This is a genomic window from Sphingobacterium endophyticum, from assembly GCF_009733535.1.
Taxonomy (GTDB): Bacteria; Bacteroidota; Bacteroidia; order Sphingobacteriales; family Sphingobacteriaceae; genus Sphingobacterium; species Sphingobacterium endophyticum.
Window position 1 is genome coordinate 74,248 of record NZ_SMMI01000011.1, and the last position, 22,922, is coordinate 97,169.

The following is a 22,922-nucleotide window of genomic DNA, read 5'->3' on the forward strand; positions in this document are numbered from 1 at the left end:
TTTGCCGTATATTTGCCATATCAAAGTAAATAACTACTAATTTTGTATACTTTTATTTTTGAGTATATATCAATAGTACTAACTTTGAGTTGCAAAATTAGTTTAATATTTTATTGTAAGGACATAAATGGCAATTAAAATTACTGACGAGTGTATAAATTGTGGAGCATGTGAACCGGAATGCCCAAACAATGCAATTTACGATGCTGGAGTTAGCTGGAAATTTTCTGATGGTACAGCATTAGATGGAATAATAGACTTTGGCGATGGTGTTACACTAGATGCCAATGAATCACAGGAAGCAATTTCTAATGAAGTATATTATATCGTATCCGATAAATGTACAGAATGTAAAGGTTTCCACGATGAACCTCAATGTGCAGCGGTATGCCCTGTAGATTGTTGTATTGATGATGAAGATGTACGTGAAACCGAAGATGAGCTTCTAGCTAAAAAAGCTTGGTTGCACGCTGAATAATCAAATAATAAGATATCAAAACCATCCTTAAGTTAAGGGTGGTTTTTTTGTTTATTTATTTTATAATTTATTTTTTCCTCTATTTCGATTATTAATATTGTCTTTATTCATGTTTTGTGGTCAATAATTAATAGAATAATTGTCATTCCTTGAATACAATGCTGTAAATTATTTGGTTTGCAGCTCTAATTTTTTATTTTTGTTCGTCTAAAAAATGAAAATAAGAAATAAATAACCCCCTAATAAATCTGCATGTCTAAAAAAACTACAGGATATATTCTACTTTTTACTGTTGCAATAGCTTCCATTCTTACCTTGCTTTACGAATTTGATCTTGTTCCAATTCCTCCTGCTGCTATGATGGCCGTGCGCTGGATTACGGCAATTGTACTTATTTGGAATGCAATCGTTCGAAAAGGCCTGACCACATGGATCTTAACCTGTATGGTGCTGGGTATCTTCGTTGGACTCGACTTTCCTGATGTTGCGAAGGCCTTACAGCCTTTAAGCCAAGGATTCATAAAATTGGTGAAAACCATCGTTGGTCCTATCTTGTTCTCTACTTTAGTATTTGGTATTGCAGGACATTCTGACCTGAAACAGGTTGGCCGTATGGCATGGAAATCCATGTTGTACTTCTTCTGTGCAACTACATGTGCCATTTTTATTGGACTAGGTGCTATCAACTTAACACAAGCAGGTGTTGGAATCGATATCGAACATATGCCGCATGAGGAACTTCCTAAAACCTCTGCTATTTCTGATGCAGATAAAGTCGCATTAGAACATATTGACGAAAGCGCACATTGGTTATATAAATTTACCTCTTTCTTTAGAGATACATTTCCTGAAAATATCGTAAAATCTGTTTACGAAAATAAAGTACTTCAAATTGTGGTCTTTGCCGTAATATTCGGTATCGGACTAGCCATGGTGGATGAAAAGAAACGAAAGCCTTTTGTAGATTTTACAGAATCTCTCTCAGAGGCCATGTTTAAGTTTACCAATTTGGTCATGCTCTTTGCCCCAATAGGGGTAGGGGCCGCAATGGCATATACCGTCGGACATCTAGGAGTCGATATTCTCAAAAACTTATTTATGCTCCTTGCAACCCTTTATTTGGCGTTAATTTTCTTCTTAGGATTCGTATTATTACCGGTCGCTCTTTACCTCAAAATTCCAGTTAAACAGTTTGTTAATGCTATTAAAGAACCGGTATCCATCGCGTTTGCAACAACGAGTTCAGATGCAGCGCTTCCTAAGGCAATGAGCGCCATGGAAAAATTTGGTGTGCCTAGAAAAATAGTTTCATTTGTAATTCCAACTGGCTATAGCTTTAATTTAGATGGTACTTCATTATATTTATCATTAGCATCTATTTTTGTTGCCCAGGCAGCAGGAATTGATTTGTCCTTCGGACAACAGCTGATGATCGCTTTTACCCTAATGATTACTTCTAAGGGTGTGGCTGCAGTACCTAGAGCTTCTTTAATTATTTTGATCGCAACAGCTGACCAATTCGGCTTACCTGTCTTTGTAATTGCTGCTATCCTTGGTATAGATGAATTGATGGATATGGCAAGAACTTCTGTGAATGTGATTGGTAACTGTTTGGCAACTGTTGTAGTTGCAAAGTGGGAAGGCGAGTTTGATGAAGCAGCTCCTTTTAGAAAAGATTCCGATGAGGATGGATTAAAGGAAATTACCGAAGTTATCGAGGAAGGTCCTGAAGGAGAAAATAGATCCTAAAAAATTAAAAATACTTTATAAAAACAAGGGAGCGATTAATTAAAATCGCTCCCTTTTTCTATCTATATGAATTATGAAATAAATCCCTTAACATACTGTTGCGTAATTTCATTCTGAGGATTCAATAATATATCTTCAGACCTCCCAAATTCCACAACCTCGCCATTATAAAGGAATAGGATATAATCGGAAACCCTTCTTGCTTGACGGAGGATATGTGTTACAAGAACAATCGTATAATCTTGTTTTAGTTGAATCAGTAAATTCTCGATAACCTGAGTAGAAATGGGATCTAAGGCCGATGTTGATTCATCTCCAAGTATAATTTCAGGCTCTACCGCTAAGCCCCTTGCCAGACATAGCCTTTGTTGTTGACCAATCGATAGTTTACTGGCAGAACTGTCCAACCTATCCTTAACTTCCTCCCACAGACCGACATTTTTTAACTGCCTTTCCACAATTGCTTGTAATGATTTTTTGTCCCTATTTCCATGAATCTTTGGCCCATATGCAATATTATCAAAGATGGACATGGGTAAAGGAAAGGGTTTCTGTGATAACAAACCCATCTTTTTTCGAATATGGGTAACCTCGGCATCTGGTCCGTAAATATCTTCACCATTGACCAGAACAGAACCTGTCACTTTCACTTCCGTGGAATCGTCCAATAATCTATTAAGTGTTTTTAATAATGTAGTCTTTCCACATCCTGATGGACCAATAATCGAAGTGATACAATTGTTGGGTATCTCTAAGTTAATGTTCTTTAAAATATGCTGATCCTCTACATATACATTTAAATCTTTTATCTGTATATGTGGATTTACCTGATGGATTATACTTTGTGTTTTTTCTGTCTCGATGCTAGGTATTGCGTACATATTACGATAAATAAAATAATGAATGTTAAAATCAATGCTGATGCATATGCTCTTCCTTGAACTTCAGGAATAGGACTGCTCAGTTGAAAGAATATAGCTAATGGTAATGTTGCTGTCGGCTCATCTAAATAAACCGGAATATTGTCACTAAATCCTGTCGTCAATAAAACTCCGGCTACATCTCCAATCGCCCTGCCAAATGCCAGTAAAATTGCCGTAAACAAACCTGGTTTAATATAGGTTAATAGAACCTTAGCCGATTCCCAACGTGTTGCTCCCAATGAGGTGGTCACATGGTTAAGGTCTGTAGGAATCGTCTGTATCAATTCGTCTATAGTTCTTACCACAATCGGAATAGTCAACAAGGTAATGGTAATGACACCGCCAATAAGGGATGCACGAACTCCCAACCAAACCATAATACTAAATGCAATAGCACCATAAACGATAGAAGGAATTCCAAAGAGCACATCAAAGACAAGTTTGGAAAACCTGCTTATTCTAGATCCTTTTTTGCTATAGATATTTAAATAAAGACAGATTGGTATACCAATAAGTGTTGCTAGAAAAGTCGACAGACCGGCTAAATAAAGTGAACCCAGGATTGCATTCAATATCCCGCCTTCTTTACCAATATAAAATCCCCCTTGTGGAGTTTTGGTGATCATATCCAAACTGAGGTAGGGAAGACCTTTATAGAGAATGGTACCGATGATAAAGAATAAGGAGCCGGTAATAATTATTCCCGAAGCCTGCATCAATATCTTAGCAATTCGCTCTTTCCTTAATCGTCTGTTTATATTGCTCATATATTTTTTGCCTCCATTCTCTTAAGTATACCCCTTGAAATCAAATTAAATCCCAATATGATGATGAATAGTAATAAGGCCGCAAACATCAAGGCCGAATCATAAAGTGGGATAGACATCATTTCTCCAAAATTATTTGCAATCAATGCCGGAAGTGGATAGCCAGCATCAAATATGGATTGAGGAATTTTAGGGATGTTTCCACACACCATCAATACCGCGATCGTTTCACCAAATGCCCTGGATACAGCTAGAACTATAGCCGCCATAATGCCGGGTCTTGCTTTTTTAAGAACAACCTGCTGAATGGTTTCAAGTTTAGTTGCGCCTAAGGATAAGGATACTGATCTCAATTCTTTAGGGATTGTTTGCAGTACCTCAACCATAATGCTCACCATAATCGGAAAAATCATAACCGCTAGTACAATGCCTCCTGAAAAAACAGAGTAACCTGTTGTGCTGATGCCAAAAAGGGGAGCTATGTAATTTCCTATTAGCGGCACGACAAACAAAACGCCCCAAACACCATATAATACGGGTGGAATAGCCGCCAAAACATTGACCAATGGCAAAACAAAGTTCCTTAATCGATTTCCGGCATATTCCACAAGGTAAACTGAAGCAGCCAAACACAATGGAACCGCAATAACTAGTGATATCAAGGTTACCCAAACCGTCCCCATTATAAAAGGTAAAAAACCAAAATTGCCCTTCATAGGTGACCAAACACTACTGCTTAAAATATTCCATAAGGACTCCGTGGAGATTAATGGCTCCGATTTAATGCTTAATCCTATGACAATTGCAATGATTACCAATAAACATATACCCAAGAGAACGCCCGAGAGGTTCTTTATTACTAAATCTTTTATAAGTCTATAATTCACTGGCAATAAGTTTTTTGCTTTCTTTTTCAATTAATTCTTTTTCCAACGGAACAAAACCATTTTCTAATAAATATCCCTGTTGCTTTTCTGTCATAACAAATCTTACAAATTCTTGTAGCAACTTTGAGTTATGATCTTTATTCAAAACAAACATCAATTCCCTTGACGGTGGTGATGGATATTTGCTTTGTGCTATAGCAGCTGTTAAACTGTCTAAATCAGTATAAAAATCCTCGGCAGGTTCAATTCTATGGTCTGCATTTAAATCTAATGGTAATGCAGAAATATGATCGGTCGTCTTTTTAGTTTTAAGGTCAAAAACATAGTTGACGTTATTAAAACCAATCGATAATGGATTATCTTTTATTGCTTGCGCAAGTCCAGGGTCTCCAAAAATTCCAATCCCTTGTAAATCTTCTTGAGATGCTCCAAAATATTTAGCCCAGGTTTCTGCTGCTCCTGCAGCATCGGATCTTACATAGACCTCAATATTCTTCGAAACAAAGCTCGGATCCAGATCGCTCCATTTTTTTATTTTTCCAGTTACAAAAATCCCTTTGAGCTCTTCTTGGCTCAAACCTCTTTTTAATAATGAGCTGATATTTGGATGATTACTATTTATCGTTCCAATTACTGCGTCATTGGCAACAACAATAGGTAAGGCGCCCTTTTCTAATTCAATTGGGTGTAAATCCCTTGAAACTAAGCCGATGTCAACCATATTGGACAATACATCTGAAATTCCTTTTCCTGCACCTCCAGCCGAAATATTAAATCGCACATTTGGATGTATCTTCTTAAAATCCTCGCTCCATAAAACCGCTAAAGGGTATAAAGCAAATGCCCCGGAAATGGAAATTGTACCGATATATCCCTTTTCTTTATCATATCCTTGTTCAACTTTCGGCGAACAAGAAAATGTTACAAAAAGTATTAACACGCTAATTATTAATGATTTAAATAATGTTTTATGGTGTTTTTTGAGCATCTGTTTCAATTAATTACACAAATATATAGTAATTTGGTAGACTTTGTATAGTTATTTTATAATTATTTTATACATTTGTCAAAGAAACATTAACGATAACCTAATCAAAAGGGTGTTTAGTTACCTTTTTAATAATAGAAGAGAGAATGCAGAGTTTTAGGACAGAATTGGAAAATCCTGTAGTAGCGCAGGAAATTATAGAACTAGAGAAAAAAATCAGAGCTTATCAACAAGGTGAACTTCCTGAAGAAAAGTTCAGATCTTTAAGATTGGCTAGGGGAGTGTATGGCCAACGTCAGCCCGGTGTACAGATGGTCAGGATAAAGCTTCCTTTTGGAAAAATTACCTTTAAACAGATTCTGAAGATTGCGGATATCTCTGATGAGTATGCCAGCAAAAACCTTCATCTAACTACCAGACAAGATATACAGATTCATTATGTTAGCTTGGATAAAACGCCGGAATTGTGGGCTAAATTAGCTGAAGATGATATTACACTCAGGGAGGCTTGTGGAAATACCGTACGTAATGTAACGGCTTCTCCAGCTGCTGGAATTGATCCTGATGAACCTTTTGATGTTTCTCCCTATGCGCAAAAAACATTCGAATATTTCTTGAGAAATCCTGTATGTGCTGAAATGGGTAGAAAATTCAAAATGTCTTTCTCTTCTAGTGATAAAGATACGGCATTCTCTTACATTCATGATTTTGGATTCATTCCAAAAATCCGGGTTGTTAACGGCAAGGAAGAAAGAGGCTTTAAAGTCATGCTTGGCGGTGGCTTAGGGGCTCAACCAATTCTTGCTCATGAAGTTTATGAATTTTTACATGAGGATGAATTTATTCCTTACATAGAGGCTACATTACGTGTTTTTGACCGTAATGGTGAAAGAAATAACCGTAACAAAGCTAGATTTAAATATTTGGTTCAAAAGTTAGGTCTTGAAACTGTCCTTAATCTAATTGAAGAAGAAAAGATTGCTGTTAAAAATAAAATAGTACTTGTGGATAGGGAAGCTATTAAGCAACCGGCAGCTCCTAATACAATTTCTGAGGAAGTTATTCCTCATGACCTTCTTGGATTTGAATTATGGAAATCCACCAACACCTTCGAACAAAAGCAAAAAGGATTCTACGGCGTATATGCCAATATTCAGACGGGTGATATCTCTACCGAAAAAGCAAGGATTCTTGTCGATGGATTAAGAAATCTTATTGCTGATGATATCAGAATTACACAAGATCAAAATCTATTGTTTAAATATGCAAGGCCTGAATCTCTACCTGCAATTTATAATGTATTATTGAGTTTGGGTTTTGCGAAGCCTGGCTACGATAGTACCGCGGATATTACAACCTGCCCAGGAACGGATACTTGTAACCTAGGTATTTCTAATTCTACAGAAATGGCTAGAGTCCTTGAAAACTATATCCATGAATTTCACCAAGATTTCATCAAGGAAAAGGAATTAAAAATTAAGATTTCAGGTTGTATGAATTCTTGTGGACAACATGGTCTGGCACATATTGGTTTCCATGGTAGTTCAGTAAAAGTTAATGGAAATGTAGTTCCTGCAGCTCAAGTGATGATTGGAGGAGGTACATTGGGCGATGGCAAGGGAAAAGTGGCTGAACGTGTGATCAAGGTTCCTACGAAACGTGTGCTTCAGGTTGTTGATGTTATCTTAGCTGATTTTAAAGCAAATAAACAACAAGATCAGAATTTTCTAAACTATTATGAGCAACTTGGAAAAGACCATTTTTATAGGTTATTAAAACCCTTAGCAGAATTGGGCAACTTAACTCCTGATGAGCATATTGACTGGGGTCATGAAGAAAGTTTTGAAACCGCAATCGGTGTAGGGGAATGTGCGGGCGTTGTCATCGATTTAGTTGCAACTCTATTATTGGAAGCGGAAGAAAAAATTGAATTGGCAGAATTGGCAATTGAAAAGCAACAATATGCGGATGCTATTTACCACGCTTATAGTTCATTTGTTTGGACCGCTAAGGCATTGCTTCTTGATAAAGGATTAAATGTATCAACACAAACTGCTGTTATTCAGGAATTTGATAATCATTATGTAAATGCTGAACAATTTCAGTTTCCATCATCATTTGCTGACCGAGTTTTACAAATCAATAAATACGAGCCTTCTGAGGAATTCGCAAAGACCTATTTATTACAAGCCAAAGCTTTCTGCTTTGAAGCTAAAGATCGTAGGGAAGAATGGCGTGTAGTAAATCAATAAGAGAGGAGAAGAAAGTAATGAAGGAAATTAAACCATTCGTAACATTGGTGGGTGCTGGACCGGGCGATCCAGATCTAATAACCTTAAAAGGGATTAAAGCCATCCAAAAAGCCGATGTAATTTTATATGATGCGCTCGTTAATGAAGAGCTTTTAGATTTAGCTTCTGAAAATTGTACTAAGATTTATGTTGGTAAAAGAGCAGAGCAACTTTCTACATCACAGGAACAAATCAATCAACTATTGGTCGATTATGCTTTGACGCATGGACATGTAGTGCGTTTGAAAGGCGGTGACCCATTCGTTTTTGGACGTGGTGGAGAAGAAATAGATTATGTTAGAAAATTCAATATTCCTACTGCAGTAGTGCCGGGTTTATCTTCATCAATCAGCTTAACTGGACTTCAACAAATACCTTTGACTTATAGAGGTATTTCCGAATCTTTCTGGGTGATTACAGGCGCTACAAAAGCAGGATTTCTCTCAGAAGATTTATATACTGCAGTGAATACAAATGCTACAGTAGTAGTTTTAATGGGGTTTGCTAAATTAAACCAAATCATTGAGTTATATAAAGAAAACGGGAAAGGGAATTTACCTATTGCATTGATTCAGAATGGATCTCTTCCCAATGAAAAGATCGTGTTAGGCAGGGTAGAGGATATTCTTCAGAAAGCGGAAGCTTCTGCAATTGGCGTGCCCGCAATCATTGTATTGGGTGAGGTGGTTGCAAAACACTTGGAATTTGAAATAGTGAAACAAGAACTTCAATTTTTAGAATCTTAATGAATACGCTTTTTCCAATTTATGTAAAATTAGACCAGATTGAAACCTTGCTAGTGGGGGCTGGTCCTGTAGGTTTGGAAAAAATTCAAGCTCTTATTGCAAATTCACCTAATGCAAATGTAAAAGTCGTTGCTGAACATGTAATTGATGAGTTCTATGAATTCATTTCCGATAAACCACAAATACAACTGTATAAACGTTCTTTCTCGGCAACTGATTTGTTCGAAAAACAGTTAGTGATTCTTGCTACAAATAACCCTAAGCTCAACAATTATGTTAGAGAGCTGTGTGCAGAACACCATATTTTATTGAATGTTGCAGATAAACCCTCCTTATGTGATTTTTATCTGGGATCGGTAGTACAGAAAGGTAATTTGAAGATCGGAATTTCAACCAATGGTAAGTCACCGACTATTGCTAAGCGATTAAAGGAATTCTTGAATGACTTATTGCCTGAGGAAATTGATGAAACGTTAAATCTAATGTCAGATTTAAGAAATCAAATCAACGGAGATTTAAAGGATAAAATCGCGGTATTAAACGCACATACTGAGCAATTAATTAAACAAAATGAATATGATCGAGCAAATTAAAGCAGATTTAGCAGGAGCTGATGCAAGGTCGATTATTCACTATATAGACCAGCATTTTGGATCTAATGCAATTTTTTCAACGTCTTTCGGTATCGAGGACCAGGTAATTACTCATTTAATTGCTGAAGCTAAATCGAGTATCTCAATTTTTACCCTTGATACAGGTCGTTTGTTTCCAGAAACATATTATGTATGGAACCGAACTCTGGATTTATATAAGCTTAAGATTAAAGCTTATTATCCTGAAACAAAGTCTGTTGAACAGCTTTTGGAAACAAAAGGTCCATCTAGTTTCTACAACTCTGTTGATGACAGAAAGGAATGTTGTTATATCCGAAAAATTGAACCATTGAAACGGGCCATAAAAGGATACCAGATTTGGATTACGGGTATAAGATCTGAACAATCACAAAATAGAGATCAAATGGATTTTATTGAATGGGATGATGCAAACCAAATCATTAAGATTCATCCTTTATATAACTGGACATTATCTGACGTTGAAAAATACCTTAAAGATAATTTCGTACCCTATAATCCATTGCATGATAAAGGGTTTGTTAGTATAGGCTGTCAGCCATGTACCCGGGCGGTACAAGAAGGTGAAGATTTCCGCGCCGGAAGATGGTGGTGGGAAGATAAATCGAAGAAGGAGTGTGGATTACATGTAACACATAAATAATTAGTTTACAAAATGGATTACTTAGATCATTTAGAGGCAGAGGCCATTTACATTTTACGTGAAGTGGCAGGACAGTTTGAAAATCCAGCACTTTTATTCTCAGGTGGCAAAGATTCGATTACTTTAGTTCATTTAGCAAAAAAAGCATTTAGACCTGGAAAATTCCCTTTTCCATTGGTTCATATCGATACTGGGCATAACTTTCCTGAAACAATAGAATTTAGAGATTGGCTGATCAACGAAATCGGAGAGAAGCTGATCGTTGGCTATGTGCAGGATAGTATCGATGCTGGCAAAGCAGTCGAGCAAAAAGGTAAAAATGCCAGCAGAAATGCCCTGCAGACTGTTACCTTATTGGATACCATCGAGAAATATGGCTTCGATGCCTGCATTGGGGGTGCCCGTAGAGATGAAGAAAAAGCTCGTGCGAAAGAAAGAATTTTTTCCGTAAGGGATGATTTTGGCCAGTGGGATCCCAAAAGGCAACGCCCTGAATTGTGGAATATCTTCAATGGCAAAATCCAAAAAGGCGAAAATGTCCGCGTTTTCCCTATCTCAAACTGGACTGAACTTGATGTCTGGAATTATATTAAAAGAGAAAACATTGCTTTGCCTTCCATCTATTTTTCTCATAAAAGAGATGTAGTTTTCCGAAACGGTCAATGGATGGCTGCTGATCCTGTTCTTCAAATTGATAATGATGATGTTGTAGAACATAAATCGGTAAGATTCAGAACTGTTGGTGACATGACCTGTACGGCAGCTGTAGATTCAATTGCAACTGAATTAGATGATATCATCGATGAAATTAAAGCTTCCACAGTAAGTGAACGTGGCGCTAGACTTGATGATAAAGTCTCTGAAGCAGCTATGGAAGACCGTAAAAAACAGGGGTATTTTTAAATTTATTTGAGGAGGAACGAGAGAATGAACATTTTGAAATTTTTAACTGCTGGATCAGTAGACGATGGTAAAAGCACACTAATCGGCAGACTTTTATATGATACAAATTCTATTCTAGACGATCAATTGGAAGCCATCCAAAAAGCTAATCGAAAGAATGATGATGGCACAATTGACCTAGCTATTCTTACCGATGGCTTAAAAGCTGAACGGGAGCAAGGTATTACGATTGATGTCGCATACAAGTATTTCCAAACCGAAAAAAGGAAATTTATCATAGCCGATGCTCCTGGACATATTCAATATACCAGAAACATGGTAACTGGTGCCTCAAACTCTGATTTGATTATCATCTTAATCGATGCTCGAAAAGGAGTTATTGAACAAACCAAAAGACATTCATTTATTGCCAAAATACTTGGTCTCAAAAAAGTCTTGGTATGTGTCAACAAAATGGATATGGTCGATTATGAACTCGCTGTATTTGAGAATATTAAGACTGATTACTTGGCTTTAGCTGAAAAATTAGGCTTGAAGGATGTGGATTTTATTCCAGTTTCTGCGTTAAAGGGCGACAATATCGTGCAGCATTCTCAAAGAATGCCTTGGTACCATGGTGCCTCATTATTAACTTACTTGGAAGAAATTGAGTTTGAAGAAGCAACAAATCAAGGCTGGAGATTCCCTGTACAATGGGTAATTCGTCCTCAAAGCTCTGATTTACATGACTATAGAGGCTATGCAGGTAGAGTGTTAGGAGAGGGGCTAAAGGTAGGAGAAGAGGTGTTGGTTCTGCCAAATGGCTATAAATCAAAGGTTAAAGCTATTGAATTTGCAGAAAAAAACCTTGAAGAAGCCCATAATGGATCTTCAGTAATTGTGCATTTGGATGATGATATAGATATCTCAAGAGGTGATTTTATCGTCAGTGCAAATCATCCTGCCAAAACCGATAAATCATTCGAAGCTAATATTTCTTGGTTTGAAAATAAAGAATTGGATCCTAGTCAGATCTATTTACTTCAAACGCACTCTAAAGTGAGTAAAATCAAGATTTCTGAGATTCTTTATAAATATGATGTACACAGCCAAGAACAATTGTATAATCAATCTATCGGCTTAAATGATATAGGTCGTGTATTAATTAAATCCGCCGATGAATTAGTATTTGATTATCAAAATGATTTTCCAGAAAATTCAAGAGCAATTATAATTGATCCTAGGACAAATTTGACAGTTGCAGCCGCTCTAATGACAGGATTATAGGATTATAGGATTATAGGATTGGGAAGATCAGGGTGTTAATTATTCGAACAGGACTATAAGATTATAAGATCAAGTGAATAAGGATTCGTAGAAATACAGGATGATTAAGATTTGGAATAATTTGATTGAAATAAAAATTGGATAAAGAATAATTTAAAAGCGTGAGCAAATCTTGTTCACGTTTTTTTGTTAATGGTTTTGGCTAAGGATTGTGCAGGTTTTTTTAATTTGTTTGTTCTGGGTTTTAAATTAAATTGAATTATTCTTAGCTGAAAGAAGGGCTATAGATTTTGATTAAAAAGGACTGGTTTTGTTTGGGTTTGAAAATTAATAGAAGGGATATTGTAAAAACCTATTTAACATAATATAAATTATTTGACATTTTAGTATTGTTTGTTTTAATAAGGAATATTACTATTATGAGTAATTGTAATCAACCTAATCATGTTTTAATTTTTCTATATTTTTAATGATTTTTGAAGAATGATTATAAATCCTAATACTGATTGTGTTACTATGGTTTGATGGATTTATAAATTTAACTTTTTGTCCGTCCTTAACATCAAAAGTATATTTATGGCCAATATCCATAACAATATCTTGATTATTAATATTAAGTTTAATCTCACCTTTTGATTTAATTATTGTATCAAATGAAAACGACTTGGTGTTTTGGGTAGAAATATCAAGCGACGAATTTGCTGGTATTATTGTATTTAAATACAATGAATGTTTATCCTTTTTAGCAAAATCGCTTATTTGACAGGATTGAACAATGAGTGTACATAAAAGTATAATAGGTATTTTCATTTGTGTGAATTTGTAAAACGGATGTATTTTTATTTTGAAATTCTAATAAATATATATTTTCTTCCCCTTCGAATTTAAAATTAAAATAATTAATTAACTTAACTGATAAATATATTCAACAATTTCTTTTTGTCTAGCATTCGCAAAACCTTTGTCTTCAGCAATTCGAATAAATCCGCATTTTTTAAGAACTTTTTGTGAAGCCAAATTATCAAAAGCTACTCGTCCATAAATTGGTCTATCGGAATCCATTTCAATTAATTTAGCTAGTGATTTTGATGCAATTCCTTTTCCCCATAAATCTCGATCTATCCAGTATGTAATTTCAATTTTTCCATCCAAAGGAAATTTTGCAATACTACCCACTATTATATTGTTTAAAAAAATGGTATAGTTCTGAATTTTAGGATCCTTGAGTATTCTTTCAAATTTAGATAGATATGCTTCTTTATCACCCGGATCACTTGCTGTAAATGCTGCAAGGTATATTCCTTCTTTTTGCTTTTGGAATTCAAATAATCTTTCCAAATCCTTTAATTCTGTCTTTACCAGCTTTATTTGATCAATTTCCTGCATATCCTTAAAATTAAATAGATTTTGTTAGTCAGAAAAAGAATGATAGCAATTTTATGTATCCAAGTATGGATTTCTAAATGTTTTAGAGGACTTTAAGTTAGGTTTTGTTCGTGTTTTAGTCGTGAATAGTCCGCACCTAAGCCACACTTTATCCGGACTTGGTCCGCTCACAAGCGGACGAGCTCCGGATTAAAAATGGACAAGGTGTGGACGAGACACGAGCAAAACTCGAACAAAACACGAATAAAACCTTAATAAATATGTTTTGTCAAACTGAAAAAGGTTGAAGAATTCCGAACTAATTACTAAATAGATTTTACTAACATATTCTATTTACTATATGTAGTTGTCGTTACCGATTTTTATTCAGATTTTGCTGGTCATCTTTTAGAATGATTAATATTTATAATATTATGTCGATGCTGATTCGTTTTTCATGTATTCTGCAATGAGCTGATCAGCTCCTGATTTACTTTGGCTCAAACTATTAATGATGTTGGTCTTTTCTATTTCTTTCCGATTCTGACTTAACTTTTTCTTGCCTTCGATTTTATCAATCTCAATTCTAAAGGCAACTATTCCCTTAATTAAATTGGTTTTGTAGTCCTCAGGAAGATTATCCCATTGGGTTAAATAATCTTTTTCATAAAAGTTTATCGTAGATTTTAATATATCGAATATTGCTTCTTCATCTTTAATTAGTTCGGCTTTCCCATAGGCATGAATTGAAATATAGTTCCAAGTGGGAACGTTTTGTTCATTCAAATAATTTTGAGGAGAAATGTAAGCGTGTGGCTCCGTAAAAATGATCAAATTATTATTTGAGGCTACATGTTGCCATTGTCTGTTTGCCTTTGCAAAATGTGATGTAATAATGATTTTATCCTGATGGGATTCTATAATAAAAGGAAGATGCGTAGCTACAGGAATATGGTCTATATTCGTAATTATGGAAGCAAAACTAAACCTCTTCATGAAATCTAAAATCTCAATCAGGTCATCCATTTTATTAACTTGTGGTACGTACATATAATTATAAATATTTCTTAACTCTTTAATCGAGCATAGATAAGGATTCTTTTGAATGCATAGATAGCTGGAAATTTTCTATAGTGCTCCCCTATCCTTTTTTTGAATTCCTTAATAAATTCTTCCTTCTCCTCTCCTTTCAGTAATTCTATATATGGTATTACTGCTGAGCCTGCTATGAAATCATAGAAGTCATCTGCAGTTTCTCCAATGATTGGATAAACCTTTTGATAGATTTCAATATCTGTTAAATCATTTTCAAATAGAATTTGAGCATATTCATCCATAGTTAATACAGGAGAATTCCTTACAAAATGATTCAATTGACTGGCATAAGGTTCTTCTTGAACTAACTTCAACAGGATCTTGTTCAAAACATTTTCTGTTTGTACCGGCATCTGTATGGCTAATTGGCCATTAGGTTTTAATAATTTGACTATTCGTGGAAATAACTCTTGATGATTGTCAATCCATTGTAGGGCAGCATTGCTAAATACAAGATCCCATTTGTCCTTAGAGAGTATGGTTTGCTCAATAGGTTCTAACTTGAACTTTAGCCTTCTATTCTCGTATTCTTTTGATTTAGCCAGCATTTCTGCTGAAGAATCAATTCCAATGATTTCAGCATTTTTAAAGCGATGTGTTATAATTGCTGTTTGTTCCCCTGTGCCACATCCAAGGTCGATTCCTTTTTCAATTCCATCTTCATCGATCAATTCTAAAAGATCGTAAAAGGGTTTGTAACGTATATCTTTATAACGATTGTAGATTTCTGGATCCCAAGGCATAGCTTTTCTCTATTTAATTTTAGTAAATGTGAATGTTATTGGCATTAATATAATTAGAATTTCGGTGATTTTGTTCATCATATCCCGATTGTTGCTTTTCTATACGGTTATATTGGAAAGTTGATCTTAAGTACATCATAAGGTAATCATAAGTAGATCCTAAAATTTTTGTTTTTTTAATTGATTTTAATCTACAAATCATTCCTATTGAGCATGCTTATTAGTTTTGCGATAACAAAATAAATCGTAAAATGATTAACTTAGGATGTTGAGTATATCTGTAATCAGAAAGAAATATGAAAGAAAAAGCAAGGGTCCTCCCTCCTATGGATAAGCATAGTATTTGTGCTCCTCCCGATGTTCCTATTCTACAATTTTATGAAGGAATATTTGATACTGTTTTCATTTCATTAAATCCATTTGCTCAGATTTTTGATTCTTCCAGCTATACATTGGAAAACTTTTGGGATGAGAAATTTGAGGAAAGTATTAAGCAACGAATCCTAAAGCACACTAAATCGATTACTTGGGCAGAAATCATTCATAAAACCGACCTAAAGACTTTTGGTGAAATCGATATTGCATTGAGGACATCAATAGGCGGTTTAAATAACCTAAGCCAAAATACAGACCTTGAGGATGCTCTATTAGATAAGATTGATCAATATCAGATCATGAGTCCAAGTGAAGGTAGTGTGCCCTATAGTATGATCAATTCAATTTTGAAAGCCATACAGCTATTGGGTTATGATTGGATATGCGTTGGATCAGAATTTGGAGATACCATGGAATTGGTTTGGATTGAGGATATATTTAATGATATCAGACAGATCATTTTTGAGCCTAATTTATACACTTATGATCGGAAAATACTAATTACCTGCCATTGGGATAGCTTTCAGACCTATATTTGTTCCAATAAGGAAAATGTTCAATTTATTGTTGAGCAAGCGGGCCTTGAGGGATTTTATGCCAATAAAAACACTGAGATATATTGGAGTTTAAAGGAAAATCAATTTGACTAACTGATTTTATTTAGATTTTTAGATGTAAAACATCATATTTGCTTCCCTAATTTAATTTTAATGAAGCTTCAAGCTATCAGTTTACTTTCCAAAGAGAAGATTAATTATAAGAATGAGATTTTAGCGGGATTAACGGTGTCAATGACTATGATACCGGAATCTTTATCTTTTGCTATCCTAGCAGGTTTGAGTCCATTGACGGGGCTATATGCTGCATTTTTGATGGGTATTGTGACTGCACTGTTAGGTGGACGTCCTGGAATGGTTTCAGGAGGTGCAGGTGCTACGGTCGTTGTCTTAATTGCACTTGCTTCAACCCATGGTGTAGAATACCTTTTTGCTGCTGTAGCACTTGCAGGGGTATTCCAAATCCTGGTGGGCGCATTTAAGCTTGGGAAATTTGTACGATTAATTCCTCAACCGGTGATGTACGGATTTTTAAACGGTTTGGCGATTATTATCTTTATGGCCCAAGTCAAGCAGTTTAAGATTATACAGGATGGAATAGAAACTTGGATGACCGGTTCAGCACTCTATGTAATGTTGGGATTGACCATTCTAACGGTACTTACCGTTTTGATATTTCCTAAGATTACGAAAGCTATTCCAGCTTCCTTAATTGCCATCATTGTTACTTTTGCCTTGGTGTACTTCTTTAATATTGATACTAAGAAAGTTATAGACATAGCCAAAGTTAGTGGGGCATTTCCCTCCTTTCATATACCAGAAGTTCCTTTTAATCTTGAAACCTTAAAAATTATATTTCCATATGCTTCAGTTATGGCGGCAGTTGGTTTGATTGAATCTTTATTAACGTTGAATATGGTTGATGAAATCACAAATACAAAAGGAAGTTCTAACCAAGAAGCTATGGCACAAGGAACGGCAAATATAGTGAATGGATTTTTTGCTGGTATGGGAGGCTGTGCAATGGTTGCACAAACTTTAGTAAATATAAATGCTGGAGCCAGAACGAGGATTTCAGCTGTTGTAGGTGCCTTGGGAATTCTATTTGTTATTCTTGTAGGAGGACCAGTTATTGAGCAAATACCAATGGCAGCATTGGTAGGTGTCATGATGATGGTTGCTATTTCAACTTTCCAATGGGGTTTCTTAAGACTATTAACTAAAATGCCGAAATCGGATGTTTTGGTAGGTATTTTGGTTGCAGCCATAACGGTAGCACTCCATAATTTGGCGTTGGCAGTATTTGTAGGAGTTATCGTATCAGCCTTAGTCTTCGCATGGGATAATGCAAAAAGGATTCGGGCAAGAAAATCAACCGATGAAAATGGTATTAAGGTCTATGAAATTTATGGTCCGCTATTTTTTGGATCAACAAGAAATTTCATGGATAAGTTTGATATTAATGAAGATCCAGATCATATCATAATCGATTTCAAGGAATCTAGAGTTGTGGATATGTCTGCGATAGAAATATTGAAAAAACTAATTCACAAATACCAAGATCTAAATAAGAAGGTAACATTAAGACATCTCAGTCCGGATTGCGTAAGACTATTGGACCAAGCAAAGGGTTTTATAGAGGTAGATATTGAAGATGATCCGACTTATAAAGTAATGCCAAAGTGATAAAAAAAAACAGGCATAATTAGATATGCCTGCTTTCATAATATTGATAGTTAGTGATTAAATCTTGTCAGATAAGGATGAGATATCAACTTTTGGCTTTGCTAGATTCATCGCTTTGATTGCATTCCTACATTCATCCACCATTTCTTTGGTCATTTTGTATTTGAAGTCTCCATAATCGTCGTATTCCATCTCTCCTACGTGGAAAAATCCATACTTGTCGAAGAATTCAGTTAAATCAGTTTGAGAAACTTCACAGGCAGTTTTCACAAAATTCAATTGATGTACAGCAGGGTTTCTTTCAACCACAGCAGCCTCGCGGCCCCATCTTTCTCTAATTTTTTGTCTGGAAGGTCTATTGTTAACATTTTGATTTCTTAATTTTTCAAACAAATCTGGGTAAAAATCAGGTTGTTGGCCGGCTCCTTCAAAATAAAGCTGCAATTGCCAAAAAGGAACTAATCTATTGAATACGTCTGGATCTTGTAGGTAAGATATTTTTTTATCAATAATATTAGCTTTGGCCTTATTGAAGTTATCTTGTTCCAAAATCCTTGATTTATTTCCGAAAGATCTCATCACATACAGCGAATAAATATTGTTGCTCACTTCACCAAGGCCACCCCAACTTAACATTGGAGATGTTTGGTGCACATGACCTACTTCATGGCTAAAGCCCCAACAAGGATCTCCTTTGATCACTGAACTAGGATCAACAACCATTTTCATGGCATATCCTTGTTTATCACCCATGTAAGCAACTCCATCTCCATCCCTAAACATATAATAGTTATAGTTTACACGAGCTAAAATCTTATTTTTTGGAACTTTATTATATTTTTCCAGACCCATTAAGCGGTGTTGTCTGTAAACTAATGAGTCATAGTTGCTGATAAGTTCTTTACCTCTTCCATAGGCATAATTTTTCAAGGCTTCTACGGGATAGGCGGTCTGTATATGTTTACCTTTAGCGTCAAGGATAGGAAAAACGGCATGATCGATAAAAGCATTCCAATCGGCATCAGAATGTTTATTGATATCAAAGTAACCGTTTACTTTACCAGAAATGAAGTGAATTTTAATAGGGCTTTCCTTTTCTGGTTGGTCTGAAAAATAGTTGATGTAAGCAAGACTACCAAAATCCTCCAAATCAATAATATTTACGCCATTTCTAAGCTTGAATTCCTTTTTTTCAATTCCCCATCCTTTTGGGTCTTTTGTAGGATCATCTGGGTTTGGAGCCTTCCGCATCCAATTGGGCACGACTAATTTAATATCCTTTCCCTCTATTATTCCATCAGCAATGACAATATGTTTTCCAATAGGAAGGTAAACACCCGTAATATTTTCATATTTACTATAACCATCGCCAATACTCAATTCTTGTCCTAAGGTTTTTGGTGAGAGTAAAGCATTAAAGGTTGCAAATTTATAACTGTCAATTTTCTTTCCTGCAAGTAGTTCTTGCGCCAAGATTTTGATGTCTTCGTTTTTAATTGTATTAATTTGCTTTTTATTTACGCCTTTCTTTAGGTTACTCGCTAAACCATCTTGAAAAATTGTTAAGTCGGAATAAACTTGATGAAGGTCTTCTGCACTCTGAGAAAAGGCACAAGAACTTAATAAAATTGCTAAACTAAATGATAAAAGATTTTTTTTCATAATAATAATTGATTCTGGAATAAGGCCTAAAATACAGTTAATTTATTATCTTAAAAGTCTTTGAAAACTATCAAATAGCTATAACAGGGCTTAATTGAAGATGCAAACGTTTGAGTAAAATTTACTTTGCATAAAAATGATTTTTTGAATTACAATAAATTTTTTAATCAGACCGTTGATAAATAAAAAATACATATCCTAATTAATATGATCCAAAAACTAAGTTCACTTACCCTCCTTATTCTTTTAGCCTGTCAAATATCCTTTGGACAAGACAAAGCAAATCTTGAATCAAAAATAAATGCTATACTATCAAATTATGACGCCAAAGTTGGTGTTGCGATTAACAATAATGATTTTTCTGAAAGTATCCTAATTAATTCGGAGCATCCATTTCCATTACAGAGCACATATAAATTTCATTTAGGGATTGTAATTTTGGATCAAGTTGATCAAGGTAAATTGACTTTAGACCAACCCATTAGCATATCTAAAAAATCAGTCACAACAGATATGTACAGCCCAATCAAGGATAAATATCCGAATGGCACTACCCTACCTTTACATGAAGTGCTGCGTTATACCATAGCAGAAAGTGATAATGTGGGTTGTGATATTCTTTTCGAATTATTAGGAGGTCCTGATTTTGTTCAGAAATATTTTGATGATCAAGGCTATCAAGATCTTTCTATAAAATTGATTGAGGAAATTCAGCAGGCCAACTGGGATTTACAATTTGACAATTGGACTAAAGTAAAAACCTCCAATAAAATATTATTTGATTATTATAAAAATTCCAAGCAACAGCTATCTGAGGCATCTTATAAATTTCTATGGGATACCATGCGTTCAACAAGTACAGGACGGAACAGAATTAAAGGATTATTACCACAAGGCACAGTCGTTGCCCACAAAACGGGCTATTCAGGTGTCAATAAAACAACTCAAGTCATTGCAGCTGTCAATGATATTGGAGTTGTGTCTCTTCCGAATGGAGAAGTGTTCTATATTTCTGTTTATGTAACAGATTCAAAAGAAACAGAACCGAGAAGTGCCGAAATTATTGCTAAGGTTTCCAAAGCAGCTTATGACTATTTTGTTGTAAATTCGAATAAGAAAAAATGATATGAAAAATCAAACATACTTGGACGAAACTAGGCGTATAGAGCTTCTTGAAATTTTAAAGAAACGATTTGAGAAAAACATGCATCGGCATAATGGGATGAAATGGGATGATATCCATCAAAAACTGTTGAAATCTCCGGAGAAACTTTTAGCCATTAATGAAATGGAAGAAACCGAGGGAGAGCCAGATGTTGTTTCCATTTATGATAATGATGAAATAATTTTTATTGACTGTTCAGCAGAAAGCCCCAAAGGACGCAGGAGTCTATGTTATGATCAGGATGCATTAGAATCAAGGAAGGAGCATAAACCAAAAAACTCAGCCATTCAATTGGCAAAAGAGATGGGGATTAAAATATTGAATGAAGAAGAATATGCTGCATTACAATCGTTAGGAAATTTTGATTTAAAGACATCTAGTTGGTTGGAGACCAATTCTGAGATTAGAGACTTAGGGGGTGCAATTTTTGGAGATTTTCGGTTTGGACGAGTATTTACTTATCATAATGGAGCTGAATCCTATTATGCTGCAAGAGGATTCCGAGGTATAGTTAAAGTTTAAGTAGAATTTTTTCTTAAATTTAATATAAAATTGGGTTATGGGAATGTATTGCACCCTTCGCAGGGTATCCATGGAAAAAATTGCAGCCTACTTGAATAGTAGTCAATTATTGGAGGATGACTTTTATTCAAATGAGCTTACTGAAGTTCCACAATTGGATATTGACAAGGCTTGGGATGGAATACATTTTCTATTGACAGGAAATTCTATCTCCAAACATGAGCATCCACTTTCGGCAGTTATAACAGGAATGCTTGATATCGACGAGAATCAAGATTTTGGATATGGCCCCGCAAGGTATATTGATTCCCAAGCCGTAAAAAGTTTAAATGAGAAAATTAAATTCATAGACCTGGAGATGCTATTATTAAGTTTTAATCCACATAAAATGGCAGAACTTAATGTATATCCCGAAATATGGGAGGATGCGCATGCATTTGAATATTTGCGAGAATATTTTGTTAAACTGCAGAGTTTTTACCAGCATGCGGCCTGGGCTAATGAAGGAATCGTAATCATTATCAATTAATCATAAAACTCAATTCAAGCAAAGGAAGTTTCCTATAATTTCATTTGTATAATGCGGTCTAATTGTTCGGAAACTTTCTTTAAAAAAATACGATCACCAGAACCAACTTCCAAAGTCATATATTCACCCTTATAATCAATATCATTAATAGTCTTCATCACCTTAGACCAATTAACATCACCTTCGGTTAATTCAACGCCAAACCCCTTCCCTAGTCCCTGTTCGTTCATAATTTTTTTGCTAAATTCTTTGACATGTAGTTTAAAGACTTTATCGCCTAATATTTCTAGCCAGTGTTCAGGCCATCCATATCGAAGGATATTTCCCAAGTCAAAATACCAACCAACTAAAGGATGATTAATCTTATCTAAAAATTCTTTTGCTTCAACAGGGCTTAAAATCAAGTTATTCCATACATTTTCAATTCCAATTTTAATTCCGGTCTTTTCAGCATGAGGAATAAGCCTTTTGATAGAATCAAGTGCATTATCATAAGCAGTTTTGTAGGAAACAGTATCACTAACAACTCCCGGCACTACTAAAACGGTGTCCCCTCCTAGCTCCTTAGTTTGTTGAAGAGATTTTGCAACTGATTCAATCGTAAAATTGCGAACTGCGGGATCGGGATCAGATAAAGGTTTGCCCCAATGATCCTTGTTGACGGTAGATGGGATTTCAATGCCTGTTTTTTCCCTTGCATTTAATAATTCTTGGATAGGGATTTCCAATGGACTATTAAATTCAATTCCATCAAATCCCAAATCCTTTACAAGTTTAAATTTATCAAGAACAGAGAGTTCTTCTTTGATCATATAATAGCCTAATCCTTTTTTTATTTTAACAGGATTTGAAGAAATATCTGTTGCATATGCCAATGAATTGGAAAAATAACTTGCTGCTCCTAGGATACTGATTGACTTGATGAAATCTTTACGTAACATGTTAATAAA

At 35.2% G+C, this 22,922-nt stretch carries 23 protein-coding genes; 13 read left to right on the top strand and 10 right to left on the bottom strand.

Going from position 1 to position 22,922, the window contains the following annotated elements; all coding sequences use genetic code 11:
* The first annotated feature begins 127 nt into the window (after positions 1–127).
* Together E0Y80_RS14125 and E0Y80_RS14130 are read left to right on the top strand one after the other, a co-directional pair.
* The gene (locus tag E0Y80_RS14125) at positions 128–478 is read left to right on the top strand and encodes a 4Fe-4S dicluster domain-containing protein (RefSeq protein WP_156308319.1); all 351 of its coding nucleotides are present in this window, start codon (positions 128–130) and stop codon (positions 476–478) included.
* A gap of 252 nt (positions 479–730) precedes the next feature.
* Positions 731–2,227: a dicarboxylate/amino acid:cation symporter gene (locus E0Y80_RS14130; protein ID WP_156308320.1), complete on the top strand. Its 1,497-nt coding sequence runs from the start codon at positions 731–733 to the stop codon at positions 2,225–2,227.
* Between the two features lie 71 nt (positions 2,228–2,298).
* Here E0Y80_RS14130 and E0Y80_RS14135 read toward each other — a convergent pair whose 3' ends face one another.
* Genes E0Y80_RS14135 through E0Y80_RS14150 form a run of 4 tightly spaced genes read right to left on the bottom strand, consistent with a single transcriptional unit; the run spans position 2,299 to position 5,792 of the window.
* Positions 2,299–3,108 (bottom strand): phosphate ABC transporter ATP-binding protein, encoded by an 810-nt coding sequence (locus E0Y80_RS14135; RefSeq protein ID WP_156308321.1) that lies wholly within the window; start codon positions 3,106–3,108, stop codon positions 2,299–2,301.
* The gene (locus E0Y80_RS14140; RefSeq protein WP_156308322.1) at positions 3,063–3,917 is read right to left on the bottom strand and encodes a PstA family ABC transporter permease; all 855 of its coding nucleotides are present in this window, start codon (positions 3,915–3,917) and stop codon (positions 3,063–3,065) included. Before E0Y80_RS14140 ends, E0Y80_RS14135 begins: the two co-directional genes overlap by 46 nt.
* A complete protein-coding gene (gene pstC / locus E0Y80_RS14145) occupies positions 3,914–4,834 on the bottom strand; it encodes a phosphate ABC transporter permease subunit PstC (protein ID WP_231596054.1) in 921 nt (306 codons plus the stop codon). Before pstC ends, E0Y80_RS14140 begins: the two co-directional genes overlap by 4 nt.
* Positions 4,794–5,792: a PstS family phosphate ABC transporter substrate-binding protein gene (locus tag E0Y80_RS14150; protein ID WP_156308323.1), complete on the bottom strand. Its 999-nt coding sequence runs from the start codon at positions 5,790–5,792 to the stop codon at positions 4,794–4,796. The genes pstC and E0Y80_RS14150 overlap by 41 nt, the downstream gene beginning before the upstream one ends.
* A gap of 146 nt (positions 5,793–5,938) precedes the next feature.
* On the opposite strand from E0Y80_RS14150, the gene E0Y80_RS14155 reads away from it, so the two are divergent.
* The 6 genes from E0Y80_RS14155 to E0Y80_RS14180 are packed head-to-tail and all read left to right on the top strand — an operon-like array spanning position 5,939 to position 12,273.
* Positions 5,939–8,044 (top strand): HEPN domain-containing protein, encoded by a 2,106-nt coding sequence (locus tag E0Y80_RS14155; protein ID WP_156308324.1) that lies wholly within the window; start codon positions 5,939–5,941, stop codon positions 8,042–8,044.
* Positions 8,045–8,061: 17 nt separating this feature from the next.
* Positions 8,062–8,829, top strand: a complete 768-nt coding sequence (cobA, locus tag E0Y80_RS14160) for a uroporphyrinogen-III C-methyltransferase (RefSeq protein WP_156308325.1) — start codon at positions 8,062–8,064, stop codon at positions 8,827–8,829.
* Positions 8,829–9,422 (top strand): precorrin-2 dehydrogenase/sirohydrochlorin ferrochelatase family protein, encoded by a 594-nt coding sequence (locus tag E0Y80_RS14165; protein WP_156308326.1) that lies wholly within the window; start codon positions 8,829–8,831, stop codon positions 9,420–9,422. The genes cobA and E0Y80_RS14165 overlap by 1 nt, the downstream gene beginning before the upstream one ends.
* Positions 9,406–10,104: a phosphoadenylyl-sulfate reductase gene (locus E0Y80_RS14170; protein WP_156308327.1), complete on the top strand. Its 699-nt coding sequence runs from the start codon at positions 9,406–9,408 to the stop codon at positions 10,102–10,104. Before E0Y80_RS14165 ends, E0Y80_RS14170 begins: the two co-directional genes overlap by 17 nt.
* A gap of 12 nt (positions 10,105–10,116) precedes the next feature.
* Positions 10,117–11,007, top strand: a complete 891-nt coding sequence (gene cysD / locus E0Y80_RS14175) for a sulfate adenylyltransferase subunit CysD (protein ID WP_156308328.1) — start codon at positions 10,117–10,119, stop codon at positions 11,005–11,007.
* 24 nt (positions 11,008–11,031) lie between these two features.
* On the top strand, positions 11,032–12,273 hold the full coding sequence (locus E0Y80_RS14180; RefSeq protein WP_156308329.1) for a sulfate adenylyltransferase subunit 1: 1,242 nt from the start codon (positions 11,032–11,034) through the stop codon (positions 12,271–12,273).
* A gap of 438 nt (positions 12,274–12,711) precedes the next feature.
* Here the strand turns inward: E0Y80_RS14180 and E0Y80_RS14185 are convergent, their stop codons facing one another.
* The 4 genes from E0Y80_RS14185 to E0Y80_RS14200 form a co-directional block, all read right to left on the bottom strand.
* Positions 12,712–13,083: a hypothetical protein gene (locus E0Y80_RS14185; RefSeq protein ID WP_156308330.1), complete on the bottom strand. Its 372-nt coding sequence runs from the start codon at positions 13,081–13,083 to the stop codon at positions 12,712–12,714.
* A gap of 93 nt (positions 13,084–13,176) precedes the next feature.
* Positions 13,177–13,659, bottom strand: a complete 483-nt coding sequence (locus tag E0Y80_RS14190) for a GNAT family N-acetyltransferase (protein ID WP_156308331.1) — start codon at positions 13,657–13,659, stop codon at positions 13,177–13,179.
* A 411-nt stretch (positions 13,660–14,070) separates the two neighbouring features.
* Positions 14,071–14,688, bottom strand: a complete 618-nt coding sequence (locus E0Y80_RS14195; protein WP_156308332.1) for an FMN-binding negative transcriptional regulator — start codon at positions 14,686–14,688, stop codon at positions 14,071–14,073.
* Positions 14,689–14,705: 17 nt separating this feature from the next.
* Positions 14,706–15,476 carry a methyltransferase domain-containing protein gene (locus E0Y80_RS14200; RefSeq protein WP_156308333.1) on the bottom strand — a complete coding sequence of 257 codons (771 nt, stop codon included), beginning with the start codon at positions 15,474–15,476 and terminating at the stop codon, positions 14,706–14,708.
* Positions 15,477–15,772: 296 nt separating this feature from the next.
* Here E0Y80_RS14200 and E0Y80_RS14205 point away from each other — a divergent pair, with 296 nt between their 5' ends.
* Both E0Y80_RS14205 and E0Y80_RS14210 read left to right on the top strand, forming a co-directional pair.
* Positions 15,773–16,501: a DUF2711 family protein gene (locus E0Y80_RS14205; protein WP_156308334.1), complete on the top strand. Its 729-nt coding sequence runs from the start codon at positions 15,773–15,775 to the stop codon at positions 16,499–16,501.
* A 60-nt stretch (positions 16,502–16,561) separates the two neighbouring features.
* Entirely contained in the window at positions 16,562–18,094 is a 1,533-nt protein-coding gene (locus E0Y80_RS14210) for a SulP family inorganic anion transporter (protein ID WP_156308335.1), read from the top strand.
* Between the two features lie 57 nt (positions 18,095–18,151).
* Here E0Y80_RS14210 and E0Y80_RS14215 read toward each other — a convergent pair whose 3' ends face one another.
* Positions 18,152–19,756 (bottom strand): M60 family metallopeptidase, encoded by a 1,605-nt coding sequence (locus tag E0Y80_RS14215; RefSeq protein WP_156308336.1) that lies wholly within the window; start codon positions 19,754–19,756, stop codon positions 18,152–18,154.
* 207 nt (positions 19,757–19,963) lie between these two features.
* On the opposite strand from E0Y80_RS14215, the gene bla reads away from it, so the two are divergent.
* From bla to E0Y80_RS14230, 3 genes are read left to right on the top strand one after another with little or no spacing between them, the layout of a single operon-like run.
* Positions 19,964–20,881 carry a class A beta-lactamase gene (gene bla, locus E0Y80_RS14220; RefSeq protein WP_156308337.1) on the top strand — a complete coding sequence of 306 codons (918 nt, stop codon included), beginning with the start codon at positions 19,964–19,966 and terminating at the stop codon, positions 20,879–20,881.
* Between the two features lies 1 nt (position 20,882).
* Positions 20,883–21,443, top strand: coding sequence for a DUF4256 domain-containing protein (locus E0Y80_RS14225; protein ID WP_156308338.1), 561 nt, complete (start codon positions 20,883–20,885; stop codon positions 21,441–21,443).
* A gap of 37 nt (positions 21,444–21,480) precedes the next feature.
* The gene (locus E0Y80_RS14230; protein WP_156308339.1) at positions 21,481–21,972 is read left to right on the top strand and encodes a YfbM family protein; all 492 of its coding nucleotides are present in this window, start codon (positions 21,481–21,483) and stop codon (positions 21,970–21,972) included.
* 32 nt (positions 21,973–22,004) lie between these two features.
* On the opposite strand, the gene E0Y80_RS14235 is transcribed toward E0Y80_RS14230, so the two are convergent.
* Complete coding sequence (locus tag E0Y80_RS14235) at positions 22,005–22,913, bottom strand: sugar phosphate isomerase/epimerase family protein (RefSeq protein ID WP_156308340.1); 909 nt, start codon at positions 22,911–22,913, stop codon at positions 22,005–22,007.
* Between the last annotated feature and the right edge of the window lie 9 nt (positions 22,914–22,922).

What these genes read in the sequence shown, in the direction of transcription:
- E0Y80_RS14125 (WP_156308319.1), top strand. Translation starts at nt 128, where the DNA reads ATGGCAATTAAAATTACTGACGAGTGTATAAATTGTGGAGCATGTGAA.
- E0Y80_RS14130 (WP_156308320.1), top strand. Translation starts at nt 731, where the DNA reads ATGTCTAAAAAAACTACAGGATATATTCTACTTTTTACTGTTGCAATA.
- E0Y80_RS14135 (WP_156308321.1), bottom strand. Translation starts at nt 3,108, where the DNA reads ATGTACGCAATACCTAGCATCGAGACAGAAAAAACACAAAGTATAATC.
- E0Y80_RS14140 (WP_156308322.1), bottom strand. Translation starts at nt 3,917, where the DNA reads ATGAGCAATATAAACAGACGATTAAGGAAAGAGCGAATTGCTAAGATA.
- E0Y80_RS14150 (WP_156308323.1), bottom strand. Translation starts at nt 5,792, where the DNA reads ATGCTCAAAAAACACCATAAAACATTATTTAAATCATTAATAATTAGC.
- E0Y80_RS14155 (WP_156308324.1), top strand. Translation starts at nt 5,939, where the DNA reads ATGCAGAGTTTTAGGACAGAATTGGAAAATCCTGTAGTAGCGCAGGAA.
- cobA (WP_156308325.1), top strand. Translation starts at nt 8,062, where the DNA reads ATGAAGGAAATTAAACCATTCGTAACATTGGTGGGTGCTGGACCGGGC.
- E0Y80_RS14165 (WP_156308326.1), top strand. Translation starts at nt 8,829, where the DNA reads ATGAATACGCTTTTTCCAATTTATGTAAAATTAGACCAGATTGAAACC.
- E0Y80_RS14170 (WP_156308327.1), top strand. Translation starts at nt 9,406, where the DNA reads ATGATCGAGCAAATTAAAGCAGATTTAGCAGGAGCTGATGCAAGGTCG.
- cysD (WP_156308328.1), top strand. Translation starts at nt 10,117, where the DNA reads ATGGATTACTTAGATCATTTAGAGGCAGAGGCCATTTACATTTTACGT.
- E0Y80_RS14180 (WP_156308329.1), top strand. Translation starts at nt 11,032, where the DNA reads ATGAACATTTTGAAATTTTTAACTGCTGGATCAGTAGACGATGGTAAA.
- E0Y80_RS14185 (WP_156308330.1), bottom strand. Translation starts at nt 13,083, where the DNA reads ATGAAAATACCTATTATACTTTTATGTACACTCATTGTTCAATCCTGT.
- E0Y80_RS14190 (WP_156308331.1), bottom strand. Translation starts at nt 13,659, where the DNA reads ATGCAGGAAATTGATCAAATAAAGCTGGTAAAGACAGAATTAAAGGAT.
- E0Y80_RS14195 (WP_156308332.1), bottom strand. Translation starts at nt 14,688, where the DNA reads ATGTACGTACCACAAGTTAATAAAATGGATGACCTGATTGAGATTTTA.
- E0Y80_RS14200 (WP_156308333.1), bottom strand. Translation starts at nt 15,476, where the DNA reads ATGCCTTGGGATCCAGAAATCTACAATCGTTATAAAGATATACGTTAC.
- E0Y80_RS14205 (WP_156308334.1), top strand. Translation starts at nt 15,773, where the DNA reads ATGAAAGAAAAAGCAAGGGTCCTCCCTCCTATGGATAAGCATAGTATT.
- E0Y80_RS14210 (WP_156308335.1), top strand. Translation starts at nt 16,562, where the DNA reads ATGAAGCTTCAAGCTATCAGTTTACTTTCCAAAGAGAAGATTAATTAT.
- E0Y80_RS14215 (WP_156308336.1), bottom strand. Translation starts at nt 19,756, where the DNA reads ATGAAAAAAAATCTTTTATCATTTAGTTTAGCAATTTTATTAAGTTCT.
- bla (WP_156308337.1), top strand. Translation starts at nt 19,964, where the DNA reads ATGATCCAAAAACTAAGTTCACTTACCCTCCTTATTCTTTTAGCCTGT.
- E0Y80_RS14225 (WP_156308338.1), top strand. Translation starts at nt 20,883, where the DNA reads ATGAAAAATCAAACATACTTGGACGAAACTAGGCGTATAGAGCTTCTT.
- E0Y80_RS14230 (WP_156308339.1), top strand. Translation starts at nt 21,481, where the DNA reads ATGGGAATGTATTGCACCCTTCGCAGGGTATCCATGGAAAAAATTGCA.
- E0Y80_RS14235 (WP_156308340.1), bottom strand. Translation starts at nt 22,913, where the DNA reads ATGTTACGTAAAGATTTCATCAAGTCAATCAGTATCCTAGGAGCAGCA.